Annotated in this window: 24 protein-coding genes and 1 riboswitch; of the genes, 12 read left to right on the top strand and 12 right to left on the bottom strand. The window is 71.9% G+C overall.

Going from position 1 to position 25,175, the window contains the following annotated elements; genetic code table 11:
• Positions 1–78 precede the first annotated feature (78 nt).
• Positions 79–1,107 carry a 6-phosphofructokinase gene (locus GQF42_RS13585; RefSeq protein WP_158919893.1) on the top strand — a complete coding sequence of 343 codons (1,029 nt, stop codon included), beginning with the start codon at positions 79–81 and terminating at the stop codon, positions 1,105–1,107.
• Between the two features lie 106 nt (positions 1,108–1,213).
• Positions 1,214–2,203: a 2-hydroxyacid dehydrogenase gene (locus GQF42_RS13580; protein WP_158919892.1), complete on the top strand. Its 990-nt coding sequence runs from the start codon at positions 1,214–1,216 to the stop codon at positions 2,201–2,203.
• On the opposite strand, the gene GQF42_RS13575 is transcribed toward GQF42_RS13580, so the two are convergent.
• Positions 2,155–4,035: an anthranilate synthase family protein gene (locus GQF42_RS13575; protein ID WP_158919891.1), complete on the bottom strand. Its 1,881-nt coding sequence runs from the start codon at positions 4,033–4,035 to the stop codon at positions 2,155–2,157. The genes GQF42_RS13580 and GQF42_RS13575 overlap by 49 nt on opposite strands.
• Before the next feature lie 272 nt (positions 4,036–4,307).
• Here GQF42_RS13575 and GQF42_RS13570 point away from each other — a divergent pair, with 272 nt between their 5' ends.
• Positions 4,308–5,660, top strand: a complete 1,353-nt coding sequence (locus GQF42_RS13570) for a class II 3-deoxy-7-phosphoheptulonate synthase (protein WP_158919890.1) — start codon at positions 4,308–4,310, stop codon at positions 5,658–5,660.
• A 150-nt stretch (positions 5,661–5,810) separates the two neighbouring features.
• Positions 5,811–6,080 (top strand): (2Fe-2S)-binding protein, encoded by a 270-nt coding sequence (locus GQF42_RS13565; protein WP_199272673.1) that lies wholly within the window; start codon positions 5,811–5,813, stop codon positions 6,078–6,080.
• A gap of 6 nt (positions 6,081–6,086) precedes the next feature.
• On the opposite strand, the gene bfr is transcribed toward GQF42_RS13565, so the two are convergent.
• Positions 6,087–6,569, bottom strand: coding sequence for a bacterioferritin (gene bfr, locus GQF42_RS13560; RefSeq protein WP_089101118.1), 483 nt, complete (start codon positions 6,567–6,569; stop codon positions 6,087–6,089).
• A gap of 185 nt (positions 6,570–6,754) precedes the next feature.
• Between bfr and GQF42_RS13555 the strand changes: the two genes are divergently transcribed.
• Entirely contained in the window at positions 6,755–7,387 is a 633-nt protein-coding gene (locus GQF42_RS13555) for a sulfite oxidase-like oxidoreductase (RefSeq protein ID WP_158919889.1), read from the top strand.
• A 14-nt stretch (positions 7,388–7,401) separates the two neighbouring features.
• On the opposite strand, the gene GQF42_RS13550 is transcribed toward GQF42_RS13555, so the two are convergent.
• The 5 genes from GQF42_RS13550 to thiO all read right to left on the bottom strand — a co-directional run bounded on the left by GQF42_RS13550 (position 7,402) and on the right by thiO (position 12,590).
• Complete coding sequence (locus GQF42_RS13550; protein ID WP_158919888.1) at positions 7,402–8,295, bottom strand: deoxyribonuclease IV; 894 nt, start codon at positions 8,293–8,295, stop codon at positions 7,402–7,404.
• A 111-nt stretch (positions 8,296–8,406) separates the two neighbouring features.
• The gene (gene pknB, locus GQF42_RS13545) at positions 8,407–10,323 is read right to left on the bottom strand and encodes a Stk1 family PASTA domain-containing Ser/Thr kinase (RefSeq protein ID WP_158919887.1); all 1,917 of its coding nucleotides are present in this window, start codon (positions 10,321–10,323) and stop codon (positions 8,407–8,409) included.
• 93 nt (positions 10,324–10,416) lie between these two features.
• Positions 10,417–11,211 carry a thiazole synthase gene (locus GQF42_RS13540; RefSeq protein ID WP_158919886.1) on the bottom strand — a complete coding sequence of 265 codons (795 nt, stop codon included), beginning with the start codon at positions 11,209–11,211 and terminating at the stop codon, positions 10,417–10,419.
• A gap of 3 nt (positions 11,212–11,214) precedes the next feature.
• Positions 11,215–11,433, bottom strand: coding sequence for a sulfur carrier protein ThiS (thiS, locus tag GQF42_RS13535; protein WP_199272672.1), 219 nt, complete (start codon positions 11,431–11,433; stop codon positions 11,215–11,217).
• Positions 11,430–12,590 (bottom strand): glycine oxidase ThiO, encoded by a 1,161-nt coding sequence (gene thiO / locus GQF42_RS13530; RefSeq protein WP_158919885.1) that lies wholly within the window; start codon positions 12,588–12,590, stop codon positions 11,430–11,432. The genes thiS and thiO overlap by 4 nt, the downstream gene beginning before the upstream one ends.
• A riboswitch (TPP riboswitch) is annotated at positions 12,588–12,699 on the bottom strand. It overlaps the preceding gene by 3 nt.
• 135 nt (positions 12,700–12,834) lie before the next feature.
• Here thiO and GQF42_RS13525 point away from each other — a divergent pair.
• From GQF42_RS13525 to GQF42_RS13505, 5 genes are all read left to right on the top strand, one after another.
• Positions 12,835–14,067 (top strand): NAD(P)/FAD-dependent oxidoreductase, encoded by a 1,233-nt coding sequence (locus tag GQF42_RS13525; protein ID WP_158919884.1) that lies wholly within the window; start codon positions 12,835–12,837, stop codon positions 14,065–14,067.
• A 64-nt stretch (positions 14,068–14,131) separates the two neighbouring features.
• A complete protein-coding gene (locus tag GQF42_RS13520) occupies positions 14,132–14,497 on the top strand; it encodes an Rv2175c family DNA-binding protein (RefSeq protein WP_158919883.1) in 366 nt (121 codons plus the stop codon).
• 92 nt (positions 14,498–14,589) lie between these two features.
• The gene (gene thiE, locus GQF42_RS13515) at positions 14,590–15,237 is read left to right on the top strand and encodes a thiamine phosphate synthase (RefSeq protein ID WP_158919882.1); all 648 of its coding nucleotides are present in this window, start codon (positions 14,590–14,592) and stop codon (positions 15,235–15,237) included.
• Between the two features lie 121 nt (positions 15,238–15,358).
• On the top strand, positions 15,359–16,282 hold the full coding sequence (gene metF, locus GQF42_RS13510) for a methylenetetrahydrofolate reductase [NAD(P)H] (protein WP_158919881.1): 924 nt from the start codon (positions 15,359–15,361) through the stop codon (positions 16,280–16,282).
• Positions 16,283–16,338: 56 nt separating this feature from the next.
• Positions 16,339–17,277: an SCO2102 family sporulation regulator gene (locus GQF42_RS13505; RefSeq protein WP_158919880.1), complete on the top strand. Its 939-nt coding sequence runs from the start codon at positions 16,339–16,341 to the stop codon at positions 17,275–17,277.
• Positions 17,278–17,291: 14 nt separating this feature from the next.
• On the opposite strand, the gene GQF42_RS13500 is transcribed toward GQF42_RS13505, so the two are convergent.
• The 5 genes from GQF42_RS13500 to GQF42_RS13480 form a co-directional block, all read right to left on the bottom strand.
• Positions 17,292–18,803, bottom strand: coding sequence for a phytoene desaturase family protein (locus GQF42_RS13500; RefSeq protein WP_199272671.1), 1,512 nt, complete (start codon positions 18,801–18,803; stop codon positions 17,292–17,294).
• A 47-nt stretch (positions 18,804–18,850) separates the two neighbouring features.
• Positions 18,851–19,453 carry a DUF4126 domain-containing protein gene (locus GQF42_RS13495; RefSeq protein ID WP_158919879.1) on the bottom strand — a complete coding sequence of 201 codons (603 nt, stop codon included), beginning with the start codon at positions 19,451–19,453 and terminating at the stop codon, positions 18,851–18,853.
• Positions 19,454–19,821: 368 nt separating this feature from the next.
• The gene (locus GQF42_RS13490; protein ID WP_158919878.1) at positions 19,822–20,451 is read right to left on the bottom strand and encodes a TetR/AcrR family transcriptional regulator; all 630 of its coding nucleotides are present in this window, start codon (positions 20,449–20,451) and stop codon (positions 19,822–19,824) included.
• A 47-nt stretch (positions 20,452–20,498) separates the two neighbouring features.
• Positions 20,499–22,583 carry a YhgE/Pip domain-containing protein gene (locus GQF42_RS13485; protein ID WP_158919877.1) on the bottom strand — a complete coding sequence of 695 codons (2,085 nt, stop codon included), beginning with the start codon at positions 22,581–22,583 and terminating at the stop codon, positions 20,499–20,501.
• A complete protein-coding gene (locus GQF42_RS13480) occupies positions 22,570–23,358 on the bottom strand; it encodes an ATP-binding cassette domain-containing protein (RefSeq protein ID WP_233273338.1) in 789 nt (262 codons plus the stop codon). The genes GQF42_RS13485 and GQF42_RS13480 overlap by 14 nt, the downstream gene beginning before the upstream one ends.
• 166 nt (positions 23,359–23,524) lie before the next feature.
• On the opposite strand from GQF42_RS13480, the gene GQF42_RS13475 reads away from it, so the two are divergent.
• Together GQF42_RS13475 and GQF42_RS13470 are read left to right on the top strand one after the other, a co-directional pair.
• Positions 23,525–24,094: an SAV_6107 family HEPN domain-containing protein gene (locus tag GQF42_RS13475; RefSeq protein ID WP_158919875.1), complete on the top strand. Its 570-nt coding sequence runs from the start codon at positions 23,525–23,527 to the stop codon at positions 24,092–24,094.
• Between the two features lie 124 nt (positions 24,095–24,218).
• Positions 24,219–24,989 carry a methyltransferase gene (locus GQF42_RS13470; RefSeq protein WP_158919874.1) on the top strand — a complete coding sequence of 257 codons (771 nt, stop codon included), beginning with the start codon at positions 24,219–24,221 and terminating at the stop codon, positions 24,987–24,989.
• Positions 24,990–25,175: the final 186 nt, after the last annotated feature.

Raw genomic sequence — 25,175 nt, 5'->3', positions numbered from 1 at the left:
GATGTGACCTGGGTCACCGTTAGCGTGGCTGACAGTCCGTGACTGAGCATCAGGGAACCGCGGCGAAGGGACATTTCCATGCGGGTCGGAGTACTGACCGGAGGCGGCGACTGCCCCGGGCTCAACGCCGTCATCCGGGGCATCGTCCGCAAGGGCGTGCAGGAGTACGGCTATGACTTCGTCGGCTTCCGGGACGGCTGGCGCGGGCCTCTCGAGGGCGACACCGTCCGTCTCGACATCCCCGCGGTGCGCGGCATCCTGCCCCGCGGCGGCACCATCCTCGGCTCCTCGCGCACCAATCCCCTCAAGGCGGAGAACGGCGTCCGCCGGATCAAGGACCAACTGGCCAAGCTGGACGTCCAGGCCCTCATCGCGATCGGCGGCGAGGACACCCTGGGGGTCGCCGCCCGGCTGTCCGACGAGTACGCGGTGCCCTGCGTCGGAGTGCCCAAGACGATCGACAACGACCTGTCGGCCACCGACTACACCTTCGGCTTCGACACCGCCGTCAACATCGCCACCGAGGCCATCGACCGGCTGCACACCACCGCCGAGTCCCATATGCGGGTCCTGGTCGTCGAGGTGATGGGCCGGCACGCCGGCTGGATCGCCCTGCACTCGGGTCTGGCCGGCGGCGCCAACGTCATCCTCATCCCCGAGCAGCGCTTCGACGTCGAGCAGGTCTGCGCCTGGGTGACCTCCCGCTTCCGGGCGTCGTACGCGCCGATCGTGGTCGTCGCCGAGGGCGCCATGCCCAGGGACGGCGAACTGGTCCTCAAGGACGGCTCGCTGGACTCCTTCGGGCACGTCCGGCTCTCCGGGGTCGGCGAGTGGCTGGCCAAGGAGATCGAGAGCCGCACCGGCAAGGAGGCCCGCACCACGGTCCTCGGCCATGTCCAGCGCGGCGGCACGCCCAGCGCCTTCGACCGGTGGCTCGCCACCCGCTTCGGTCTGCACGCCATCGACTGCGTCCACGACGGCGACTTCGGCAAGATGGTCGCCCTGCGCGCCACCGACATCGTCCGCGTTCCCCTCGTCGAAGCCACGGCCAGGCTCAAGACGGTGGACCCGGAGCTGTACCAGGAGGTCGGGGTCTTCTTCGGCTGACCCGGCACCCCGGGCCGTGGGCCGTACCTTTCGGCCCATGGCCCGGACAACCTCAATCGACAGGGATCAACAGGGATCAACGGGGATCAACGGGGAGTGCGGGCGGGTGGAAATCCTGGCCTTCGGCGTGCAGGCGGACGAGCGGCCGTTGATCGAGCGTGCCTTCGCTCCCCACCACGCCGTCCGCTGCCTCGACGTCTTCCTCACCGAGGACACCGCACCCATCGCCACCGGCCACGAGGTGATCTCCACCAGCGTCAACGCGGAGCTGCACGAGTCCGTCCTGCGGATCCTCGCGGCCGGCGGCACCCGGATGGTCGCCCAGCGCTCGACCGGCTTCAACAACATCGATCTCGGCGCCGCCGCACGCCTCGGCCTGACGGTCGCCCGGGTCTCGTCCTACTCCCCGTACTCCGTCGCCGAGTTCGCCTGGACGCTCGCCATGGCGGTGAACCGCCATATCGTCCGCGCGGCGACCCGCGACTTCGACTTCCGCCTCGACGGGCTGATGGGCCGCGACATGCACGGCCGTACCGTCGGCGTCCTCGGCACCGGCAGGATCGGCGCGGCGTTCGCCCACATCGCCCACGGCCACGGCATGCGCCTGCTCGGCTGGGACGTCGCCGAGAACCCCGCCTGTGCGGACCTCGGTATGAGATACGTCCCCAAGGACCGGCTGCTCGCCGAGTCCGACCTGGTCAGCCTGCACGTCCCGCTGATGCCCGAGACCCGGCACCTGATCGACCGGGCCGCGCTGAAGTCGATGAAGGACGACGCGATCCTGGTCAACTCCAGCCGCGGCGGCCTGATCGACACCGCCGCCCTGGTCGCCGAGCTGCGCGAGGGCCGCTTCACGGGCGTCGGCCTCGACGTCTACGAGTCCGAGGCGGGCCTGTTCTTCCTCGACAAGTCCCTGGAGGCCATCGAGGACGACACCCTGGCCCGCCTGGTCACCTTCCCGAACGTCCTGGTCACCTCGCACCAGGCGTACTACACCGAGGACGCCGTCGGACAGATCGTGGACGCCACGCTGCGCAACGTCCTCGACTACACCGAGGGCCGCCGATCCGAGAACGTGCTCGTCCCGGCGACCTGACCGATCAGCTCCCGCACGATCGCGGCCCCGTCCAGGGTGAGCACCGACTCCGGGTGGAACTGCACGCCCGCGAAGCCCGGACCCCGCAGCGCGTGCACCTCGTGCGAGACGCTCCGGCTGACCTCCACGCCATGTGCCGCCAGCTCCCGCGCCGCGTCCTCGTCGCACCGCGCCACGAAGCTGTTGTAGAAGCCGACGGTCTCCTTGCGCCCGAACAGGTCCACGCTCGTCTGCGCCCCCTGGCACGGCACCTCCTTGCGGACGATGTCCAGCCCCAGCTCGGCCGCGATCAGCTCATGGCCGAGGCAGACCCCCAGCACGCCGTGCCGGTGCTCCCGGATCACCGTGGCGGTCAGCTCCCGCAGGACGCGCATCTTGGGGTCGGCCAGGTCGCACGGGTCGCCCGGGCCGGGGCCGAGCACCACCGGACCCTCGTGCCCGAGCACGGCCGCCCGCAGCCCCGGCTCGTCGTACCGCCGTACCGTCACCTCCAGGCCGCCCGAGCGCAGCACATGCCCCAGCATGGCCGTGAAGGTGTCCTCGCCGTCCACGACGAGGGCGTGGCCCTCGAGTGCCGGGAGCCGCTCCTGCATGCGGAGCCAGAAGGGGGCGAGTGAGGCGCGCCGCGCGTCCAGCGCGGCCCGCACCCGCGGATCGTCGGCGAGCCGGGGCCGCTCCTGCTCCCCGCGCGGCCGAGCGGGCCGTACCCCGAGGGCCGCCAGCACGCCCGCCGCCTTCGCGTGGGTCTCGGCGACCTCGCTCACCGGGTCCGAGCCGCGCACCAGCGTCGCCCCGACCCCGACGCGCAGCCGGCCCGTCGCGCCGATGTCGGCGGTGCGGATCAGGATGGGGGCGTCCAGGGTCTGTGCGCCCCCGGAATCCCGGCCGAGCAGCGCCAGCGCCCCGGCGTAATACCCCCGCCCGCCGGACTCGTACCGCTCGATGACCCGGCACGCGTTCTGCACCGGCGAGCCGGTGACGGTCGCCGCGAACATCGTCTCCCTGAGCACCTCCCGCGCGTCCAGGGAGGACTTCCCGCGCAGCTCGTACTCGGTGTGCGCGAGGTGGGCCATCTCCTTCAGCCGCGGTCCGACGACGACCCCGCCCATGTCGCCGACGGTGCACATCATCTTGAGTTCCTCGTCGACGACCATCGACAGCTCCTCGATCTCCTTGCCGTCGGCGAGGAAGGAGAGCAGATGCTCCGGGGTCGGGCCCTCGGCGGGATACCGGTACGTCCCGCTGATCGGGTTCATCACGACCGTGCCGCCGGACATCCGGACGTGCACCTCCGGGCTGGCGCCCACCAGCGTGCGGTCCCCGGTGTGCACCACGAACGTCCAGTACGCACCCCGCTCGCCCGCCAGCAGCCGCCGGAACAGCGCGAGCGCGTCGGCGCGCCCGAAGCCCGGGATCTCGCCCTCGTAGGTGCGCCGGATCACGAAGTTCGCGCCCTCGCCCCGGCCGATCTCCTCGGCCAGCACCCGCCCGACGACCCCGGCGTACTCCTCGTCGTCGACGTCGAAACCGCCGCCCTCGACCCGCACCTCGTGCGCCGGGAGCCGGTCCAGCGCCTCCTCGAGCGGGAACGCGTACGACTCCTCGGGAGTCAGCACCAGCAGGGGGGCGGCGTCGTCGCGGACGTCGAAGCCGCGCTCGCGGATCTGCCGGAACGGGACGAGGGCGAGGCCCTCGTCCGGCAGGTCGGCCAGCCGGTCGCGGCTGCTCACCGGGCCGAGCAGCAGTTCCACCACGTTCTCGTCCCGGCCGGGCGTGCGGCGCCGCAGCAGGGCGAAGGGACGGGGGTCGTGCAACAGGTCCTGGAGATTCACGGGTGCTCCTTCTCGATCTTCTGATGGAGAGGAACGACCCCGGAAAACACCGAAGGCCGCCCCTCGGGCGGCCTTCGCGAAGTCTGGATACGCGCAGTCAGCGGGCCGCCGGAGAAGCGGTCCACCACCAGGTCTGGGTGCAGTTCTGGTTCGAAAGCGCGAACATGCCAGGCACCCTACCGCACCGGGTGCCGGTCCACGGGGCAAACAACGCGTCTCACCTTTCGAGCCAGAAATCAACGCGCGCCCCGTGACCCCGTAATGTTTACGAGGTGACCGTGAACGCTAAGACCAGCGAGAGCGCTGGCAACACCTGGCGAGACCTGCCCGCGGCGCAGCAGCCCGAGTACCCCGACCCCGAGGCTCTGCGCGCAGCGATCGCGGACCTCGAGTCGTATCCGCCGCTCGTCTTCGCGGGCGAGTGCGACCAGCTGCGCGCCCGGATGGCGGCCGTCGCCAAGGGAGAGGCGTTCCTTCTCCAGGGCGGCGACTGTGCCGAGGCCTTCGACGCGGTGTCCGCCGACCACATCCGCAACAAGCTCAAGACGCTGCTCCAGATGGGTGCCGTCCTCACCTACGCGGCCGCCGTGCCCGTGGTGAAGGTCGGCCGGATCGCGGGGCAGTACTCCAAGCCGCGCTCCAAGCCGACCGAGACCCGCGACGGCGTGACGCTCCCGGTGTACCGGGGCGACTCCGTCAACGGCTTCGACTTCACCGAGAAGTCCCGTATCCCGGACCCCGAGCGGCTCAAGCGCATGTACCACGCCTCGGCGTCCACGCTGAACCTGGTGCGTGCCTTCACCACCGGCGGTTACGCGGACCTGCGTCAGGTGCACGCCTGGAACCAGGACTTCGTCCGCACCTCGCCGTCGGGCCAGCGCTACGAGCAGCTCGCGCGGGAGATCGACAGCGCGCTGAACTTCATGCGGGCCTGCGGCACGGACCCGGAGGAGTTCAAGACCGTCGAGCTGTACTCCTCGCACGAGGCGCTGCTGCTGGACTACGAGTCCGCCCTGACCCGGGTCGACTCCCGCACCGGCAAGCTGTACGACGTCTCCGGGCACATGGTGTGGATCGGTGAGCGCACCCGGCAGCTGGACGGGGCGCACATCGAGTTCGCCTCGAGGATCAGCAACCCGATCGGCATCAAGCTCGGCCCGACGACGACGGCCGAGGAGGCGCTCAGGTACATCGACCGCCTCGACCCCGACCGGCAGCCGGGCCGGCTGACCTTCATCGTCCGCATGGGCGCCGACAAGATCCGCGACAAGCTCCCCGAGCTGGTCGAGAAGGTCACGGCGTCCGGTGCGACGGTGGCCTGGGTGACCGACCCGATGCACGGCAACACCTTCGAGGCGGCCTCCGGGCACAAGACCCGCCGCTTCGACGACGTGCTGGACGAGGTCAAGGGCTTCTTCGAGATCCACAAGGCCCTCGGCACCCACCCGGGCGGCATCCATGTGGAGCTGACCGGCGACGACGTCACCGAGTGCGTGGGCGGCGGCGACGAGATCTTCGTCGACGACCTCCACCAGCGCTACGAGACGGCCTGCGACCCGCGGCTGAACCGCAGCCAGTCGCTGGACCTGGCCTTCCTGGTCGCGGAGATGTACCGGGACCAGTAGGACCGGCGGCACCAGTGGCCGATCTGGGGCGCGGATCACATGCGATCCGCGCCCCTCTCCACTTTTGCGGGCCTTGCGCGGCGGGTAAGGTTAGGTTTGCCTCACCGGTCATGGGGAGGGCACAGCGATCCCGTCGGGAGGTGAATCCGCGTGTACGTCTGCAGCTGCTTCGGCATCACCGAGGCCCAGGTCAAGCAGCACGCGGAGGACGGCGCCTGCACCCCCCGCCAGATAGCCTCCGCGTGCAAGGCCGGCACGGACTGCGGCTCGTGCGTCCGCCGGATCCAGGCCCTCCTCGGCCGCGGCGCCTGCCCCCGCCGCGAGCTGGCCGACCAGGGCAAGCCGGTGCTGGCTCGGATCCTTGCGAAGTCGCAGGTCCCCGAGGTCCCGAAGGAGCCCGGGATCGCGGAAGCCGCGTGATCCGGCTCAGCTGCTCTCGGGCTGCTCGATGATCTGCGAGATGTAGAGCGCCTCGCCGAGCTTCTCCACCAGCTCCAGCTGGGTGTCGAGGTAGTCGATGTGGTGTTCCTCGTCCTCGAGGATGTCCTCGAAGATGTTCGCGGACGTGATGTCGCCCTTCTCGCGCATCACCTTGATGCCCCGCTTGAGCCGGTCGATCGCCTCCACCTCGATCTGCCGGTCCGCCTCGAACATCTCCTTCACCGTCTGCCCGACCCGCACGTGGAAGAGCCGCTGGTAGTTCGGCAGTCCCTCCAGGAACAGGATCCGGTCGGTGAGCACCTCCGCGTGCTTCATCTCGTCGAACGACTCGTGCCGCGTGTACTTGGCGAGCTTGTACCAGCCGAAGTTCTCCTGCATCTTCGCGTGCAGGAAGTACTGGTTGATCGCGGTCAGCTCGCCGGTGAGCTGCTCGTTGAGGAATTCGATGACCTCGGGGTCGCCCTGCATCGCAGAGGTTCCTTCCACGGGGAAACGGGGGGAGGCGTGCGGCGGCATGATTGCATCGGTAACGAAGATCGTCCAGTAAGTGGAGACTTATCAGGTTCGCCCCGGCTGGACGCCTATTGTCCATTTAGTGGATGGTGGCGGAGGGATGGTCAGGGGCACTGCTCCAGGTCTGTCAGGATGGATACATGGGTCATCCGGTGGAGCGAGAGTCTGGAGCAGGGGCAGGGTCCGAGCTTCCGCCGGGTCAGCGGCTCCAGCGCGGCTGGCCGGTCACCCACTACGGTCCTGTACCCAAGTTCCGGCCCGAGCGCTGGGAGTTCCGGGTCTTCGGCGCCACCGCCGACGGCGACAAGCACACCTGGGGCCACGAGGAGTTCACGGCCCTGCCGTACACCACGGTGGTCGCCGACCTGCACTGTGTGACCAAGTTCAGCATGACCGGCGCCGAGTGGGGCGGCGTTCCGGCTGCCGCGATCCTGGACCTGGCCCCTCCGGCCCCCGACGTCACCCATGTGATGGTCTGGGCGGAATACGGCTTCAGCACCAATCTGCGCCTGTCGGACTTCGCCTCGGAGCGCACCATCTTCGCCACCCACAAGGACGGCGAACTCCTCACCGCCGAGCACGGCTTCCCGGTCCGACTGATCGTGCCCCACCTCTACGCCTGGAAGGGCCCCAAGTGGGTCCGGGGCGTGGAGTACATGACCGCCGACCGCCGCGGCTTCTGGGAGGAGCGCGGCTACCACAACATCGGCGACCCCTGGAAGGAGCAGCGCTACTCCTACCAGGAGGAACCGGGCGACGGCCCGGAGCTGTAGCCCCCGGCGGAGGGTCAGCCGTCCCGCAGCTTCTTCAGCCGCTCCACGTCGGCCGCATGCCCCTCCTGGCCGCCGGGCGTCTCGATGATCAGCGGCACGCCCTCGGTGGCGGGATGGGCCATCAGAGCGCGGAACGGGCCCTCGCCGATATGGCCGGCACCGATGTTCTCGTGCCGGTCCTTGTGGGCGCCGACCACATCCTTGGAGTCGTTGGCGTGGATCAGCTTGAGCCGGCCCTCGCCGACGGTGTCCACCAGCAGGTCCAGCGTCTGGTCCATCCCGCTCGGTCCGGTCAGGTCGTGCCCGGCGGCGAAGATGTGACAGGTGTCCAGGCACACACCCAGCTTGGGATGGGCCTCGAGCGCCTCGAAGTACGGCCCGAAGTCCCAGGTCCGGGAACACAGGGAGGCGCCCTGCCCGGCCGTCGACTCCAGCAGCAGGAACGGATCGTCGTCGTGGGTCAGCTCGTCCAGCAGCGGCAGCATGCGCTCCCGCACCTGTCGCAGTGCCACGGCCCGCTCCCGCCCGCCCGTCGCGCTCCCGGTGTGCACGACGACGCCGAGCGCGCCGATCTCCCGCCCGCGCCGCAGCGAGTGCCGCAGCGACTCCACCGACCGCTCCACGGTCGCCTCGGTGTGCGAGCCGAAGTTGATCAGGTAGGGGGCGTGGACGTACGCCGGGATCGACTCCTCGGCGCAGGCCGCGCGGAACGCCTCGTCCTGTCGGGGGTTGCCGGCGGGCGTGGCCCAGCCGCGCGGGTTGGCCACGAAGACCTGCACGGTCTCCGCCTGCAGCGCCCGGGCGTACGACAGCCCGACGGAGTGCAGGCCGCCGGCCACGGGGACGTGCCCGCCGACGGGGTTGCGGGGCAGGGAGGGCTGAAGGGACGACGACTGATCGGGACTCACCCGTTCAGGGTGTCATGTCCGTCCGGGCCGTCGGACCACGGTCCCCGGTGACCCGGGCACCGCGACCCGCCGGGACGGGCCGGCACTCGCCGGGACCCGCCGCGACCCACGTCACCGGATGGTGATCGTGATCGTCGAACCCTTGGGGGCCGTGTCGCCGCCCCGGACCGACTGCTTCTTCACGGTGTCGCCGAACAGCCCGAGCAGCCCGCGGTCCTCGCTCACCTTGAAGCCGGCGCCCTCCAGCGCCTTGTGGGCGTCCGCCACGCTGTCGCCGGTCACGTCGGGCACCTCGATCATCTGCGGGCCCTTGGACAGCGTCAGCGTCACCGTGTCGCCCTCGGCGGCCTGGCTGCCGTCGCCCGGGCTCTGCCGGGCCACCTTGCCCTTGTCGTACTCGGAGTTGACCCGGTCGGGGGCGACGACCACGTTCAGCCCGGCGTCCGTCAGCTCCTGCCGGGCGTCCGCCGGATCGTCGCCGGTGACGTCGGGAACGTCGATCGGGCTGCCCTTGCTGACGGTCAGCGCGATCGCCGAGCCCGCGTGCCGCCTGGTGCCCGCCGTGGGTGCCGTGGCGATCACGGAGCCCTTGGCGACGTCCGCGCTGAACTCGCGGGTGACCATGCCCGGCTCCAGCCCGTCGGCCTTCAGCCGCGCCCGCGCCTCGGCGAGCGTCCGGCCCGTCACATCCGGGACGTTGACCGTCTCCGGGCCCAGCGAGACGGTCAGCGTCACCGAGTCGTTCTCCCGGATCCGGGATCCGGGCGCCGGGTCGGTGGAGATGACCGTGCCACGCTGGACGGTGTCGTTGTACGCGCGCTTGACCTGCCCGATCTCCAGCCCGGCCGCGTCGAGCCGCGTCCGCGCCTGCGCCTCGGTCTTCGACAGCAGCGGCGGGACCTTCGTGAACTGCCCGGAGTTGATGTACCAGACACCCGCGCCCACCCCGAACACCACCAGGACGGCGGCGACGATCGTCAGTACCAGGCGCTTCGTGCGGCGTGGCGGCGCCGGTGGGGCCTGGAGCCGGCTGGTGTGCCGGACGGCGCCCTCGGCGGACTCGTCCTCGTTCACGGGCAGCGGCCGGGGCACGGTCAGCGAGCGCGGGATCACGCTCGTACGGTCACCGGCGTTGTCGTGCCCGGCGGACAGCGCCTGCGGCGGCAGCGCGTCCAGCTGCTCGTCGCTCAGGTCCTGGCGCGCCTCGCGCACCCGGGCCAGCAGCGCCACGGCGTCCTGCGGACGGACCTGCGGGGTGCGCGCGGCGGCGGTCGCGACCAGCTCGTCCAGCGCGTACGGCAGCCCCGGCACCAGGGCCGACGGGGGCGGCACGTCCTCGTGTATGTGCTTGTAGAGCACCTGGGCGGGGGAGTCCCCGGAGTGCGGCTTGCCGCCCGTCAGCATCTCGTAGAGCACGACACCGCACGCGTACACGTCGACGCGCGGGTCCGCGGTGCCCTGCTCGATCTGCTCGGGCGCGAGATACGACACCGTCCCGAGCACGGCACCCGTGGTGCTGGTCACGGTGTCCACGGACCGCACCAGCCCGAAGTCGGCGACCTTGACCCGGCCGTCGTCGCCTATCAGCACGTTCTCGGGCTTCATGTCCCGGTGCACGAACCCGGCCCGGTGCGCGGCGCCGAGCGCCGCCAGCACCGGCTCCAGGATGTCCAGCGCGGCCCGCGGCTGCAGGGCGCCCCGCTCGCGCAGTACGTCGCGCAGGGTGCACCCGGCGACGTACTCCATCGCCAGGTACACGTACGACCCGTCGGTGCCCTGGTCGAAGACCTGGACGACATTGGGGTGGGCGAGCCGGGCGACGGACTTCGCCTCCCGGATGAACCGCTCGACGAAGGTGCCGTCGGCCGCGAGCGTAGGGTGCATCACCTTCAGCGCGAGGACGCGGTCCAGCCGGATGTCCAGGGCCCGGTAGACCGTGGCCATCCCACCGACCGCTATCCGGCCGTCGACGCGATAGCGGCCGTCGAGCACCTGCCCGACGAGGGGGTCCTGAAGGGTCGTATCCACGAAAGGGGAGTCTACGAGGACCGACCGACAGTGCCGCACGCCGTGCTGCCGAGCGCACGGACTGCAGCCGAGCTGTGACGCTTGCGCCGGCCGCTAGAAGGCAGGGCGCTCGGGGTCCAGCCGGGCCCGTCCCTCGGCCGGGGAGGAGGCCTCGGCGAAGTGCCGCCGCGGGATCCGCCCCGCCAGCAGGGCCAGCCGGCCCGCTTGCGTCGCATGCCGCATCGCCGTCGCCATCAGCTCCGGCTCCTGCGCCCGGGTCACGGCCGAGGCGAGCATCACACCCGCGCACCCCAGCTCCATCGCCAGCGCCACGTCGGACGCCGTACCGGCCCCCGCGTCCAGAATCACCGGCACGCGCGCGTGCTCCACGATCAGCTGGAAATTGTGCGGATTGCGGATCCCGAGTCCCGAGCCGATCGGCGAGCCCAGCGGCATCACCGCCGCACACCCGACGTCCTCGAGCTTGCGCGCGAGCACCGGGTCGTCGTTGGTGTACGGCAGCACCGTGAACCCGTCGTCCACCAGCGTCTCCGCCGCATCCAGCAGCTCCACCGGGTCCGGCAGCAGCGTGCGCTCGTCGGCGATGACCTCCAGCTTGATCAGATCCGTGCCCAGCGCCTCCCGGGCCAGCCGCGCGGTCAGCACTGCCTCCCCGGCGGTGAAACAGCCCGCCGTGTTCGGCAGCACCCGGATGCCCAGCTTCTCCAGCACGGACAGCACCGAGCCGTGCACGGAGGGGTCCACCCGCCGCATCGCGACCGTCGTCAGCTCCGTACCGGAAGCGATGAGCGCCCGCTCCAGCACCTCCAGGCTGGGCGCACCGCCCGTGCCCATGATCAGCCGCGACGAGAACGCCGTACCGCCGAGAACCAAGGAGTCGTCGGCCATGGCTCAGCCCCCCTGCACGGCGGTGAGGACTTCCACACGGTCGCCCTCGGTCAAGAACGTGCCGGCCCATTGGGTGCGCGGGACGACGGTCTCGTTGACGGCCGCGGCCACTCCGGAGGGCGCGGCGACCAGGGAGCGCACGACGGAATCGAGGGCGGTGCCCGCCGCGACGTCCCGGCGTTCGCCGTTGACGGAGATCGAGATCATGACGGACGTGCTCATACGGACTGCTCCTGGAGGACGGCGCCGAAGCGCTGCGGCGTGAACGGACGGGCTTCTTCCGGCAGTTCGCCGTCGGCCAGCAGCCGCGCCAGCACATCGCCGGTGACCGGAGTGAGCAGCACCCCGTTGCGGTAGTGCCCGGTGGCCAGCACCAGTCCCTCGAGCCCGGACGGGCCGAGCAGCGGCGCGTTGTCGGGCGAGCCGGGGCGCAGCCCGGCACGGGTCTCGGTGAGCGGCAGCTCGGTGATGCCGGGCACCAGCTCATGGGCGTCGCGCAGCAGCTCGTACACGCCGCCCGCCGTCACCGTCGTGTCCCAGCCCAGTTCCTCGCTGGTGGCGCCGACGACCAGCTCACCGTTCTCGCGGGGCACCAGATAGACGTGGCCGCCGCGGACGATGGCCCGCACGGTACGGCTCAGGAACGGCGCGTACGCGCGCGGTACGGCCAGCCGCAGCACCTGGCCCTTGACCGGCCGCACCGGCGGCAGCAGCGCCTCGGGCACCCCCGCGAGCCGCCCGCTCAGGCTTCCGGCCGCGAGGACCACCTGTCCCGCGCGCAGTTCGGTGCCGTCGGCCGTGGTGACCCCGGCAGCCCGGCCCCGTACGACGTCCAGCCGCTCGGCCCACGCACGGTGGAACACCACCCCGGACCGCTCGCACGCGACCACGAGGGCCGCCGCGAGCCGCCGCGGATCGATCTGGTGGTCGCCGTCCACCCGCAGCCCGCCGCGCACCACGGGCGAGAGCATCGGCTCCAGACGCCGGCACTCCCGCCCGGACAGCCACTCCGACTCCAGGCCGCAGCGCTCCTGCAGGGCATGCAGCTCGCGCAGGTGGGCGCGGTCGTCGGCGTCGAGCGCGACCTGGAGGGTGCCGCAGCGGCGGTAGCCGAGGTCGTGGCCGGTCAGCTCGGTCACCTCGGCCGCGAACCCGGGGTAGCGGCGGGCGGACTCCAGGTTGAGGGCGAGCAGGGTCTCCTCGCCGTAGTGCAGTTCGGTGACCGCGGCCAGCATCCCGGCCGCGACCCGCGCGGCCCCGCCGCCGGGTTCGGGGTCCACCACGGCCGTGGCGAGCCCGCGCTGCGCCGCGCGCCAGGCCGTGACCAGGCCGATGACTCCGCCCCCGATGACGAGGACGTCGGACGTACCTGAGGACATGGGCGTCCAGCCCCTCCCTTCGCCGGCATGACCCGGATCAGGTTCGTACGGTCGGAGGCCGCCAGCCTCCCTCTCAGCCCGGTGCGTCCGGGCTCCCGCGAGTGCTTGTACGGAGGCCACCCTAGCCCGCCCCGCCCGTCACCCGTAAGAGAGCCCCGCCCGCGGCCCCGCGACCCGCCGGTGTGGAACAGGTCACCGAACACGACCGCTGACTCACAATCCGTCACCTGTCTATGGTGATCAGGTGAGCGAGCACACAGCCCGTGAGGGCACGTCACAGGGGCGGCGCGTGGTCGTCGTCGGCGCGGGCATGGCCGGGGTGCAGACCGCGGTCGCGCTGCGGGAACAGGGCTTCCGGGGGGCCGTCACCCTGATCGGAGCCGAACCGCACCAGCCGTACGACCGGCCGCCGCTGTCGAAGGCCGTGCTGCTCGGCAAGGCCGAGGGCTCCGCCTTCGAGGTGGACTTCGAGTCGCTCGGCGTCGAGCTGAGGCTCGGCTGCGAGGCGCTGGGCGTGCGCCCCGCCGAGCACGAGCTGGACACCGAGGCGGGCCCGGTGCCCTACGACGTCCTGGTCCTCGCCACGGGCGCGGAGCCGGTCCTGCTGCCGGGCACCGAGGGGGTGCCCGGTGTGCACCTGCTGCGCACCCTGGACGACGCCGAGCGACTGCGGCCCGTGCTCGCCCGCCAGCACGAGGTCGTCGTCGTGGGCGCCGGCTGGATCGGTGCCGAGTTCGCCACGGCCGCGCGCGAGGCGGGCTGCGAGGTCACCGTCGTCGAGGCCGCCGACCGGCCGCTCGCGGGCGCTCTGCCGGCCGAGGTCGCGGCGCCCATGGCCCGCTGGTACGCCGACGCGGGCGCGCAGTTGCGCACGCACGCGCGCGTGGAGCGCGTCGAGCCCGGCGCGGTGCTGATCGCCGACGGCACACGGCTGCCCGCGGGCGCCGTCGTCGTCGGCATCGGTGCCCGCCCCGCCACCGGCTGGCTGGCCGGCTCCGGCATCGGGCTGGGCCCGCACGGCGAGGTCCTCGCCGACGCCCACCTGCGCGCCGGCGTCGAGGACGTGTACGCGGTCGGCGACTGCGCCTCCTTCCCCTCGGCCCGCTACGGGGAACGGCTGCTCGTCCACCACTGGGACAACGCCCTGCAGGGCCCGCGCACGGTCGCCGCGAACATCATGGGCGAGACCCCGGCGGTGTACGACCCGGTGCCCTACTTCTGGTCCGAGCAGTTCGGCCGGTTCGTGCAGTACGCCGGGCACCACGCCGGGGCCGACCGACTGGTGTGGCGCGGCGACCCGGCCGGCCCCGCCTGGACGGTGTGCTGGCTGCGCGGGGACCGCCTGGTGGCCCTGTTGGCCGTCGGCCGCCCGCGTGACCTGGCCCAGGGGCGACGGCTGATCGAAGCGGGCCGGAGCATGGACGCGCAGGCGCTGTCCGACCCGGGCAGACCCCTGAAGGATGCAACGGCCGGCTAGCCCACCCTCCCGGCTGGACCTGCCTGACTTCCGACTGTCAGTGGGGGATGGCAGGCTTGATTCCGTGACCGAGATTGACGCAAAGATCGATGCTCTCGTCCCCGCCTGGCTCACCCTCCCCGACATCGCCGAGATGCTCGGCGTCGAGGTGACGCGCGTGCGGCAGCTGGTCAAGGAGGGCCAGCTCATCGCCGTACGCCGAGGTGAGAACCGGGCGCTGCACGTCCCCGCCGCCTTCATCGACGGGGACAAGGTCGTCAAGGGCCTGACCGGGACCCTGACGCTCCTGCGGGACGACGGCTTCACGGACGAAGAGATGCTCGAGTGGCTCTTCACCCCCGACCCGACCCTGCCCGGCACCCCCGCGCAGGCCCTGAGCGAGAATCGCGGCACGGAGGTGAAGCGCCGCGCCCAGGCGCTCGCCGTCTGAGCCGACCCGTACCACCGGTGGCGTGCGGGCCGTCGCAGCCCGCACGCCACCCATGACAGCCGACAGCGACACCCACCCGGGGGGACCCACGCATGTCCGACACCGCACGCGCCGCGTTCGCCGGCGCCCGCCTGTACCTGTGCACGGACGCGCGCAGGCGCCAGGGCGACCTGCCCGAGTTCCTCGACGCGGTCCTGGCCGGCGGTGTCGACATCGTGCAGCTGCGCGACAAGGGCATGGAGGCCGCCGAGGAGCTGGCCCACCTGGAGGTCTTCGCCGACGCCTGCGCCCGGCACGGCAAGCTCCTCGCGGTCAACGACCGCGCGGACGTCGCCCACGCGGCCCGCGCCGACGTGCTCCACCTCGGCCAGGGCGACCTGCCGGTCCCCGCGGCCCGCGCCGTCCTCGGCGACGAGGTGCTGATCGGCCGTTCCACGCACGCCGAGTCCGAGGCCGCCGCGGCCGCCGCGCAGGACGGCGTGGACTACTTCTGCACGGGCCCCTGCTGGCCCACCCCCACCAAGCCCGGCCGCCCCGCGCCCGGCCTCGACCTGGTGCGGTACACGGCCGCTCTGGGCACCGAGCGCCCCTGGTTCGCGATCGGCGGCATCGACCTGTCCAACCTCGACGAGGTGCTGGACGCGGGTGCCCGCCGGGTGGTCGTCGTCCGTGCGATCACCGAGGCCGACGACCCGGGAGCCGCCGCGGCGGAGTTCGCCGAGCGGCTGCGACGGGCCTGACGGCGGTGGCCGTGGCCGCCCTGTCCGGAATTGTGTCCAAGGGGTGGACAGCAGGCCGACAAATCGGGCAAATTTCCGGCGTCCGGTTGGGGGACCGCCCACCCCTGGCTAACCTGCCCGTATGGCCCTAGGAACCGCATCCACCAGGACTGATCGTGCACGCACCGTGCGCGACATCCTGGCCACCGGCAAGACGACGTACTCGTTCGAGTTCTCTGCGCCGAAGACCCCCAAGGGCGAGCGGAACCTGTGGAGCGCCCTGCGGCGGGTCGAGGCGGTCGCCCCCGACTTCGTCTCCGTGACCTACGGTGCCGGCGGTTCCACCCGTGCCGGTACGGTCAAGGAGACCCAGCAGATCGTCGCCGACACCACGCTCACCCCGGTCGCCCACCTCACCGCGGTCGACCACTCCATCGCCGAACTGCGCAACATCATCGGCCAGTACGCGGACGCCGGGATCCGCAACATGCTCGCCGTGCGCGGCGACCCGCCCGGCGACCCCATGGGCGCATGGGTCGCACACCCCAAGGGCCTGACCTACGCGGCCGAGCTGGTCCGGCTCATCAAGGAGTCGGGGGACTTCTGCGTGGGCGTCGCCGCGTTCCCGGAGATGCACCCGCGCTCGGCGAACTGGGACACCGACGTCGCCCACTTCGTGGACAAGTGCCGTGCGGGCGCCGACTATGCCATCACACAGATGTTCTTCCAGCCGGAGTCGTATCTCCGGCTGCGCGACCGTGTGGTGGCCGCGGGCTGCCGGACTCCGGTGATCCCCGAAGTTCTGCCGGTCACCAGCGTGAAGATGCTGGAACGGTTGCCCAAACTCAGCAATGCGGTTTTCCCGGACGCCCTGAAAGAGCGGATCCTCACAGCACAGGACGATCCGGCGGCGGTACGCTCCATCGGTATCGACTTCGCCACGGAGTTCTGCGCTCGGCTCCTCGCCGAGGGAGTGCCCGGACTGCACTTCATCACGCTCAACAACTCCACGGCGACCCTGGAAATCTACGAGAACCTGGGCCTGCACCACCCCCCGCAGGCCTAGACCGGCCGCACCGCGATACGACACACTGCGTAGCGGCCACTGGGAGAGGGGCGTACATGGGCTGGACGGTCCTCTACATCGCGTTCGGCGTCGTCGCACTGTGGCTGCTCGGCGAGGTGCTGTTGCAGTACAAGGCGCGGCTGCGCTGGCGGCTGCTCGCCTTCGCCGGCTTCCTCGGTGTCGTGGTCGGTGTACTGATGCCGTCCGTCATCGTGATCGGCGCGGGCGCCATCGCCTTCGCCGTCGGCCAGACCTACGTCACCCTGTCGTTCCGCCGCGGCTTCGCCGCCGGCTGGGCGGTCAAGCGGCCCGAGGGCGAGAGCGACGCGGGCTCCGGCAGCAAGCGCCGCCGCGGCAAGGCGGGCCGGCAGGATCCGACGCTGGAGGTCTCCGACCTCGAGCCCGTCGGCGCCGAGGACGAGCGGGAGCCCGAGCAGCCCGGCTACGCCCAGGGTCACGAGACCTACGACGACTACGACCGCGACGACGTCTTCACCCCGGTCCGGCCCGGTGAGCCCACCGCCGCCGAGACCACCGCCGTCTACGAGCCCCAGCCGATGCCGGAGGACACCGGCGCCTACGGCGTCTACGGTGCCACCGCCACACACGCGGCCCAGCCCCAGGGCACCGGGCAGCAGGCCTACGCCTACGACTACTCCGGCTACGGCCAGCAGGGCTACGGCTACGACGCCGGCGCCCAGCAGGGCTACGCCAACTACTCCGACCCGTACATCGGCAGCCAGTCCTACGGCGGCGGTGCCTACGACCCCGGGTACTCCGGGCAGTACGGTCAGCAGGGCTACGCCCAGGACCCGTACGCCGGGGGCGGCTACGGCGAGACCCCGTCCGGCGGCGTGTGGGTGCCGCAGCAGCGCACCGACGAGGGCTACGGCGGCGAACTGCCCCAGGAGCAGCCCTACCCCTACCAGGGGCACGACCACGCCCAGCAGCAGCCGCAGCCGGGCGCCGGATACGACGAGCAGTACCGTTTCTGAAGGCTGAGCCCGGCTCACTGGGAGCCGCGGAACTCCAAGCCCTCCACGATCAGCCCGGCCACCAGCGCGCCCGACATGCCCGCGTGCGGCAGCCCGCCGCCCGGGTGGGACCAGCCGCCCACCCGGTACAGACCGGGCAGCCGTGTGGTGTTGGACGGGTGCAGGAAACGGCCCCCGCCGGCGGCCAGTGAAGGGGCCGGCACCGCGCCGAGAAAGGCACTCGTCTCGTCGTCGGTGTCGTCGGGTGTGCGCACCTCCTGCCACAGGACGCGGTCCCGCAGGCCCGGTATCGCGGCCTCGGCGGCCTCGAAAAGATGGTCCGTGTACTGCCGGACCATGTTCTCGTCCTCCCAGTCGACAGCGCTCGGCACCACCGCGGACAGCACCATGGACTCGTGGCCGTCGTCCGGCGCGAGCGCCGGGTCGTCGGGGCGCAGCACGGTCACCGTGGGACACGGCGGCTGGTCTGCGACCCCCGAGCCCAGGAAGTCCAGCTCGGACTCCGGGTCCGGCGCGTGGACGACCGTGCGATGCGCGGCACCGGACCCACGCCCGCCGCGCAGGGCCAGCAGCACGGTGAACCGCCCCGGACGGGGCGTGAAGGCATTGACCCGGACATCCCCGTCCGCGTCCAGCGGACGGTCCGTCATCGCCTTCAGCCGGGCCGGGTCCACGTCCGCCACGACATGGTCGGCCTCGGCCACCGTGCCGTCCCGCAACTCCACACCCGTGGCCCGCCCGTCCTTCTCCAGGATGCGCATGACCTCCGCGTCGAAGACGAACTCGACCCGCCGCTTCAGGCACCGCTCGTAGACCGCGCGCGCCAACTCCCGGATGCCGCCGCGCACGTACCAGGTGCCGAAGGCATGCTCCATGTAGGGCAGCACGGCCGCGCTCGCCGGAGCGGTCCGCGGGTCGAGGCCGTAGCCGAGCACGCAGCTTTCCAGCAGGGCCGTCAGCCGCTCGTCGCGCAGCTCCCAGGCGCCGATCTCGGCCGGCGTGCTCGCGCGCCGCGTGCGCAGCAGCCGCTTGTGCGGGACGCCCGGATACGGCTCCTTCCTGGCCAGCACCTGCCAGTTGGGCCACAGCGGCTCCTCCAGCAGAGGCCTGCGGGTGCGGTCCCAGGCCTCCCGGGCCCGCACCAGGAAGTCGCCCCACCGCTCGCCCGTGCCCGCGCCCAGCGCCTCGTCCAGGGCCGCGACCACCCCCGCGCGCGAGGCGTTCGGCAGGCACACCTCGCTGCCGTCCGCGAAGAGATGCCGCGAGGACGGGTCGACCTGGACCAGCTCGACGCAGTCCTCCAGCGGCTCCTTGCCGGTCTTGACGAACAGATCGCGGTAGACGGCGGGCAGCGTGAGCAGGCCGGGGCCGGTGTCGAAAGCAAACCCGTCCCGCTCGAACCGGCGCACCGCGCCGCCGTACGTCTGCGTACGTTCGTACACCACCACCCGGTGGCCCGCGACGGCCAGCCGGGCAGCGGCCGCCATCGCGCCCATCCCGGCGCCGATCACCGCAATCCGTGCCATGCCTGCGACTTTATCGACCGCCACTGACAATCCGGCCTCCGGGCGGCTCAGGGTGACCGCGAGGCCAGCCGCCGCTCCTCGCGCCGCTGCGCCCTGCGGCGCAGGAAGCGCCGGATGCGGGAGATCAGGAGGACCAGCACGACCAGCCCGCCGGCCAGCAGGACACCCGCGACGATCGCCGCCGCCTGCGGGTGGAACATCGCGAACGACATGATGCCGCCCACACCGAGGTCCTCGGCGAGGCTGAGCACGAAGTTGCTGAACGGCTCCGGCGAGGTGTTGACCGCCATCCGCGTCCCGGCCTTCACCGTGTGGCTGGCCAGTGCCGTCGAGCCGCCGACCAGACCGGCCGCCACGTCCGACAGCGAGCCGCTGTGCCCGGCGAGCAGCATGCCCACCCAGGCGCCCGCGAGCGGCCGGACCACCGTGTGCACCGAGTCCCACACCGAGTCGACGTACGGGATCTTGTCGGCGACCGCCTCGCACAGGAACAGCACACCGGCGACGATCAGCACCTCGGGGCGCTGCAACGTCTGCGGGACGTCGTCGCTCACCCCCGTCACGCCGAACAGACCGAGCAGCAGCACCACCGCGTAGGCGTTGATGCCGCTGGCCCAGCCGCTGGTGAAGACCAGGGGGAGTACGGACACGGACGCGATCGTAGCCAGGCGGCGGGCCGCAGGCCCGGGCACGCGCGCGTACGGCTGAGTATCCGTACCTAGGCCGCGAGATGAGTACCCGCGCGGATGGGGCGCGACCCGTGCGGACGGGACAGTGGAGGCACGGCAAGGGGAGCGGCCCGGCACCGCCGACACGGGGCGGCGGAACGGCGCCCGCCACCTGGCCGCTCCTTCCGCCGATCCGTCGGCGGAAGCGAGACGGGGGACCCGGGGGAGCGACCACCCACGGGGGACCAACGGGGGAGAACCGTACGGGGGAGTACGGGGAACAAGGGGAAACGGAAGGCGCCGGTCCCACAGCGGACCGGCGCCTTCCTCACATGTCCGGGCAGGAGGGCTCAGCCCTTGCCGCTCACGCGTCCCTGGAGCAGCCGGGACAGGGCCGCGTGGACGTCGTCCAGGGAGCGCTCCGCCTGGAAGGACTTCCAGTCCAGGGCGGCCACCAGGACCATGCCGACCAGCGCGGCCGCCGTCAGCGGGATGTCGATCTCGTCGCTGAACTCCCCGGCCGCCACGCCCTCGCGCAGCACCCTCTCGACCACCGCGACGGCCTCCTGCCGGACCACCATCAGCGTGGACTGCCAGGCCCGGTTGGTGCGCCACAGCTCGGCCACGTACAGCTGGGTGAAGGCCGGGTAGCGGTCGATGAAGACCAGACCCGCGCGGATCATCGCGTCCAGCGCGTCCACCTTGCTGCCGCCCTCGCGCGCGGTCTGTTCCGCGGCCTCCTTCAGCGAGGCGGTGAGCAGGCCCACACCGTGGCGCAGCAGTTCCTCGAAGAGGACCGACTTGCTCGCGAAGTTGTAGTAGACCGTGCCTTTTGCGACCCCGGCCCGCTCGGCGATCTCGTCCACCGTCGTCGCGGAGAAGCCCTGCTCGGCGATGAGCGTGACGGCCGCCTCGTAGAGCTTCTGCCGGGTGGCCTCGCGGCGCGTGCTGCCGCCGGACCTGGCGCTGCTGCTTTCCATGGACCCGATTCTCACAGGTACGCGCGCGTGCGGGGCGTCACCGGGGATCACAGACTCAGCTCCGGATGCAGCCGGTCCAGCGTCCACACCTGGCGCCGCCGGGCCGCGAGGGCGGTCAGGGCGAGCGCCCCCGCGGTGAACGCGGCGAGCACGGCGCACGCCTGCCAGACCGGACCGAGTCCGCCGCCCGTGATCAGCCGGCGCAGCGCCGCCACGATGTAGCTCATCGGCAGGAACGGGTGGATCGCGTTGAAGAAGCCCGGACTCGTCTGTACGGGGTACGTGCCGCCCGCCGAGGTCAGCTGGAGCATCAGCAGCGCCAGCACCAGGATCCGGCCGGCCGCGCCGAAGCGGGCGTTCAGCCACTGCACGATCGCGGCGAAGCACGCCGTGACCAGGAACAGGAAGCCGATCGTGCCGGCCGCGTGCAGCATCTGCAGCCCGATCGCCCAGTGCAGCACGGCCATCAGCGCGGACACCTGGAGCACGCCCACGGCGACCACCGGCAGCCAGCCCGCGAGCGCGATCCGCCATGCGGACGAACCGGCCGCCAGGGCACGCCGGTTGAGCGGCTGGATCAGCATGTAGGCCACCATCGCGCCGACCCAGAGGGACAGCGGGATGAAGTACGGGGCGAACCCGGTGCCGTAGTTCGGTGCCTTGTGCAGGTCCTGGGAGGCGAGCTGGACGGGGTCGGCCATCACCCCGGTGCGCGCGTCGCGTTGGTGCTTGTCGTAGTCCGGGATCTTCTTCGCGCCGTCGTGCAGCCCGCCGGCGAGCTTCCCGGAGCCGTCGGACAGCTTGAACAGGCCGCCGTTGAGGGTCTGGGCGCCCGACGCGGCCGTGCCGATGCCCGTGTCCAGGGTGTCCGCGCCGGCCCGGGCGGTGCCGAGCCCGGTGTGCAGCTTCTTGGCGCCCGCGGCGACCTGCTGCGCGCCGTCGTTCAGCTTGTCGATCTTCTTGACGGCGTCGTCGACGTCCTCGTACAGGTGCGGAGCGCGCGCGGCGAGCGCGTCGGCCTGCTTCTGCAGCGTGCCCAGGTTGGCCCGCATCGTCTTCAGGTCGCCGTCCTGGTCGGCGACCAGCGTGTCGAGGTCGTCGGCGACGGTGGTCACCTCGGCCGCGGCCGTCCTGGCCCGCTCGAGGTCCGCGCAGGCAGGGTCGGGCAGGGGCGCGTTCTCGCAGCGCGTCCGGTAGATCGTGTCCAGGACGGCCGAGGAGCCGTGCACGGTCTTGTCGGCGACCGGCGCGAGCTTCATCAGGACGTCGAGGTTGTCCTTGACCGTCTTCGCCGAGTCGGAGACCAGGCGGGCGGTGTCCCCGATGGTCTTCTCGTTGTCCTTCAGGAACGGACCGGCCTGGTCGTAGACGCCGTTGACCTTGTCGGCGAGCGCCTGGGTGCCGTCGGCGACCTGCCGGGACCCGTCCTGGAGGTCACCGGCCCCCGTGTCCAGCTTCTTCAGGCCCTTGGCCAGCTTGCCGCTGCCGCTCCTGGCGTCCTGCAGGCCGTCCGCGAGGTCCTTGGAACCCTTCTCCGCCTTGCCGATACCGGTGTTCAGCCGGTCGGCACCCTCGGCGGCCGTGACCGTCTTGCCGTGGATGTCGGAGAAGGAGACGAAGATCTTGTCCAGGAAGGTGCGGGAGGCCTTCGTGGAGGCGGCCGAGCGCACCTCGTTGAAGACGGTGCGGGAGATCTGGCCGACGATGTAGTTGTTCGCGTCGTTGGTGCGCACCCTGAGGGCGCCGGTCCCGGGGGAGTTCCCCGAACTGGACGCGATCCGCCCGCTGAAGTCCGCCGGCATGGTCAGCGACAGGTAGTACGTGCCGTCCTCGACGCCCTTGCGGGCCTCCTCGTCGCTCACCTCGTGCCAGTCGAAGGTGCGGCTGTCGCGCAGCCCGGCGACGATGTCGTCCCCGGCGGTGATCCTCTTCCCGCCCGCCGTGGCGCCCTTGTCGTCGTTGACCAGAGCCACCGGGATGCGGTCCAGGCGGCCGTACGGGTCCCAGAAGGACCACAGGTACAGGGCGCCGTAGAGCAGCGGGAGCACGAGCAGCGCGACCAGTGCGGCGCGCGGCAGCTTCCCGCGCCCGAAACGCCTCAGCTCGAGCGCGGCCAGCCTAGGCGAGCGCATCGGCATCCTCCTCGGGGTCGCTCTTCTCGTCGTCCGTGTCGTCGTTCGCGCCGGCCGCGGCGTCCTCGTCGCCCCTGGCCTCGGCGTCCTTGGCCCCGGTCCGTACGGCCACGCAGTCGGCGGGCGCGGTGCGGCAGACGGCCGCGACCGTCGTCCCCGCGCGCGTGAGTGAGCGCAGCAGGTCCCAGGCCTCGGCGCGTTCGGCGTCCGAGAGCTTCAGGTCGATGTCGTCGACGCCGAGCAGCCCGGGGCGGCCGAGCAGCGCCAGGGCGACGGACAGCCGCAGCTCCTGGAGCCGCTCCAGGTCCCGTACGGCCGTGCGGGAGCCCTTGGGCAGCGACTCGAGGTCGAGCCCTGCGGCGGCCAGCGCCGCATCGACGCGCAGCCGTGCCTCGTGCGCGCGCTGCGGGCGGGGACGCAGCAGGTCGGGCAGGGAGTCGGTGAACCGGCTCTGCAGCAGGGCCCGTTCGCGCAGGTGCTCGCCAACGGTCAGGGCCGGCTCCAGGTCGGTCACCCCGGACACGTTGGCCACCGCGCTGATCCGGCGCAGCGCGGCCATCCGCTTGGGGAGCCCGAGTCCGCCGACGGCGGCCGTTCCCTCGGTGGGCTTCATCCGCCCGGTGAGCGCGAGGAGCAACGACGTACGGCCGGAGCCGGACGGTCCCTCGATCGCGATGAGCGAGCCGGGCTTCGCGTCGAGGGTGATGCCGCGGAAGGCCCATCCCCGCGGTCCCTTGAGCCCGAGTCCCTCGGCCGTGACGTTCACGCCGTCCACCAGCCCCCTGCCTGATCGCCAATATTTGAACTGACTGGTCAGTGCAAAAATACGCCCGAACCTACGATCGAAGCAAAGCCGCAGGTCAGATCGGATTGTCAGTGCCATACCTCACGATGGGCACATACGGCACCCGTGCCGTCACCCAGACGACAGGAGGTTCGTCATGGCCAACCCGTCCGCCGCCGCCCGCCGGCGCCGCGCCACCGGCCCTGCCCCCTCACTGACCGGCCGGGCGAGCGATGTGCACCCCGTGCTCCGCCGGACCACGGCCCCGCCCGCCGCCCTCGACCTGCTCGCCCAGGCCCGCGCCGGACTGGAGGAGGCCGCCGTCCTGGACACGCCGAACGAACGCTATGCGACGGCCCACCTCGCCGCCCTGCGCACCGCCGCCGCCGTACTCGCCGCCCTGGGGCGCCCCGAGACCTCACCGCGTCGCCGCGCGCGGATCCGCAGCGCCTGGGAGGTGCTCCCCGAGATCGCACCCGAACTGACCGAGTGGAGCGCGCTGTTCGCCTCCGGCGCCGCCCGCCGCGCCCGCGCCGAGGCCGGTATCCAGGGCGCGGCCGGACAGCGTGATGCCGACGACCTCATACGCGACGTCGGGATGTTCCTGCGGATCGTGGAGCGGATGCTCGTCCTCCAGCCCGTCCTGCCCCAGCCCCGCAGGGACGCCCGGGACGGCGGGGAAGGGACCGGCCCGAGAGCGCGCGGTGACCTTCCGGACGCGGGCTGAGCACCGAGAAGTCCGCCGAGCGAGACGCAGCGCGCCCTGTCCGGTCGCGGTGACCGGCAGAGCACCGGAGGCAATAGGGTGGAGGTCGCCTGAAGCGTTCCGCCCTGCCGAGGAGTCAACTGCCGTGTCGGACCCGACGCGCCCCCGCGCCTCTCTCCGTACCGCCGTGGTCTGGGAGGTCCTGCAGGACGCCCTCGACCGCCGGGTCAAGGCCACGGGCCGGGACTCGCTGGACGTCCTCGACACCGGAGGCGGCAGCGGCAACTTCGCCGTGCCCCTCGCCCGGCTCGGCCACCATGTCACCGTGGTCGACCCCAGCCCGAACGCGCTCTTCGCGCTGGAGCGCCGGGCCGCCGAGGCCGGCGTCGCCGACCGGGTCCGGGGCGTCCAGGGCGACGCCCACGGCCTGTTCGACGTGGTCGAGCGCGGAGGCTACGACGCCGTGCTGTGCCATGGCGTCCTGGAGTACGTCGACGACCCGGCCGAGGGCGTGAGCAACGCGGTCGCGGCCCTGCGCACGGAGGGCGTCCTCAGTCTGCTCGCAGCCGGGCTCGGCGGTGCCGTGCTCGCCCGCGCCCTCGCCGGCCACTTCACCGAGGCCCGGCAGGCGCTCCAGGACCCCGACGGCCGTTGGGGCAGCGGCGACCCGATGCCGCGCCGGTTCACCGCCGAGCAGCTCACCGCGCTGGTCGAAGGCGCGGGCCTGGCCATCGGAGCCGTGCACGGTGTGCGGGTTTTCGCCGACCTCGTTCCCGGCGTCCTGGTGGACACCGAGCCCGGCGCCCTCGAGGCGCTCCTGAAGCTGGAGGCCGCCGCAGCGGAGTTGCCCGCGTTCCACTCCGTCGCCACCCAGCTGCATGTGCTCGGTGAGACGCCGGGTGCCGCCGAGGCCTGACCGTACTGCCGGGACCCACCGCTGATCAGGGCATCGAGGGCGGATGGAGTACGACACAAGACCTCCGATCGAGGGGTTTGCGCCGTATGATCGAGGTGCACCACCCGGCATGACGGGTCGGCCGCAGGGGAATGGAAGCCTCAGCGAGCCGGGACGGCCATGACGGATCCCGGTTGGCCAATTGGC

Source organism: Streptomyces broussonetiae (assembly GCF_009796285.1).
Classification (GTDB): domain Bacteria; phylum Actinomycetota; class Actinomycetes; order Streptomycetales; family Streptomycetaceae; genus Streptomyces; species Streptomyces broussonetiae.
Note: the sequence above shows the minus strand (reverse complement) of the source record. Positions and strands in the feature narration are given on the sequence as shown.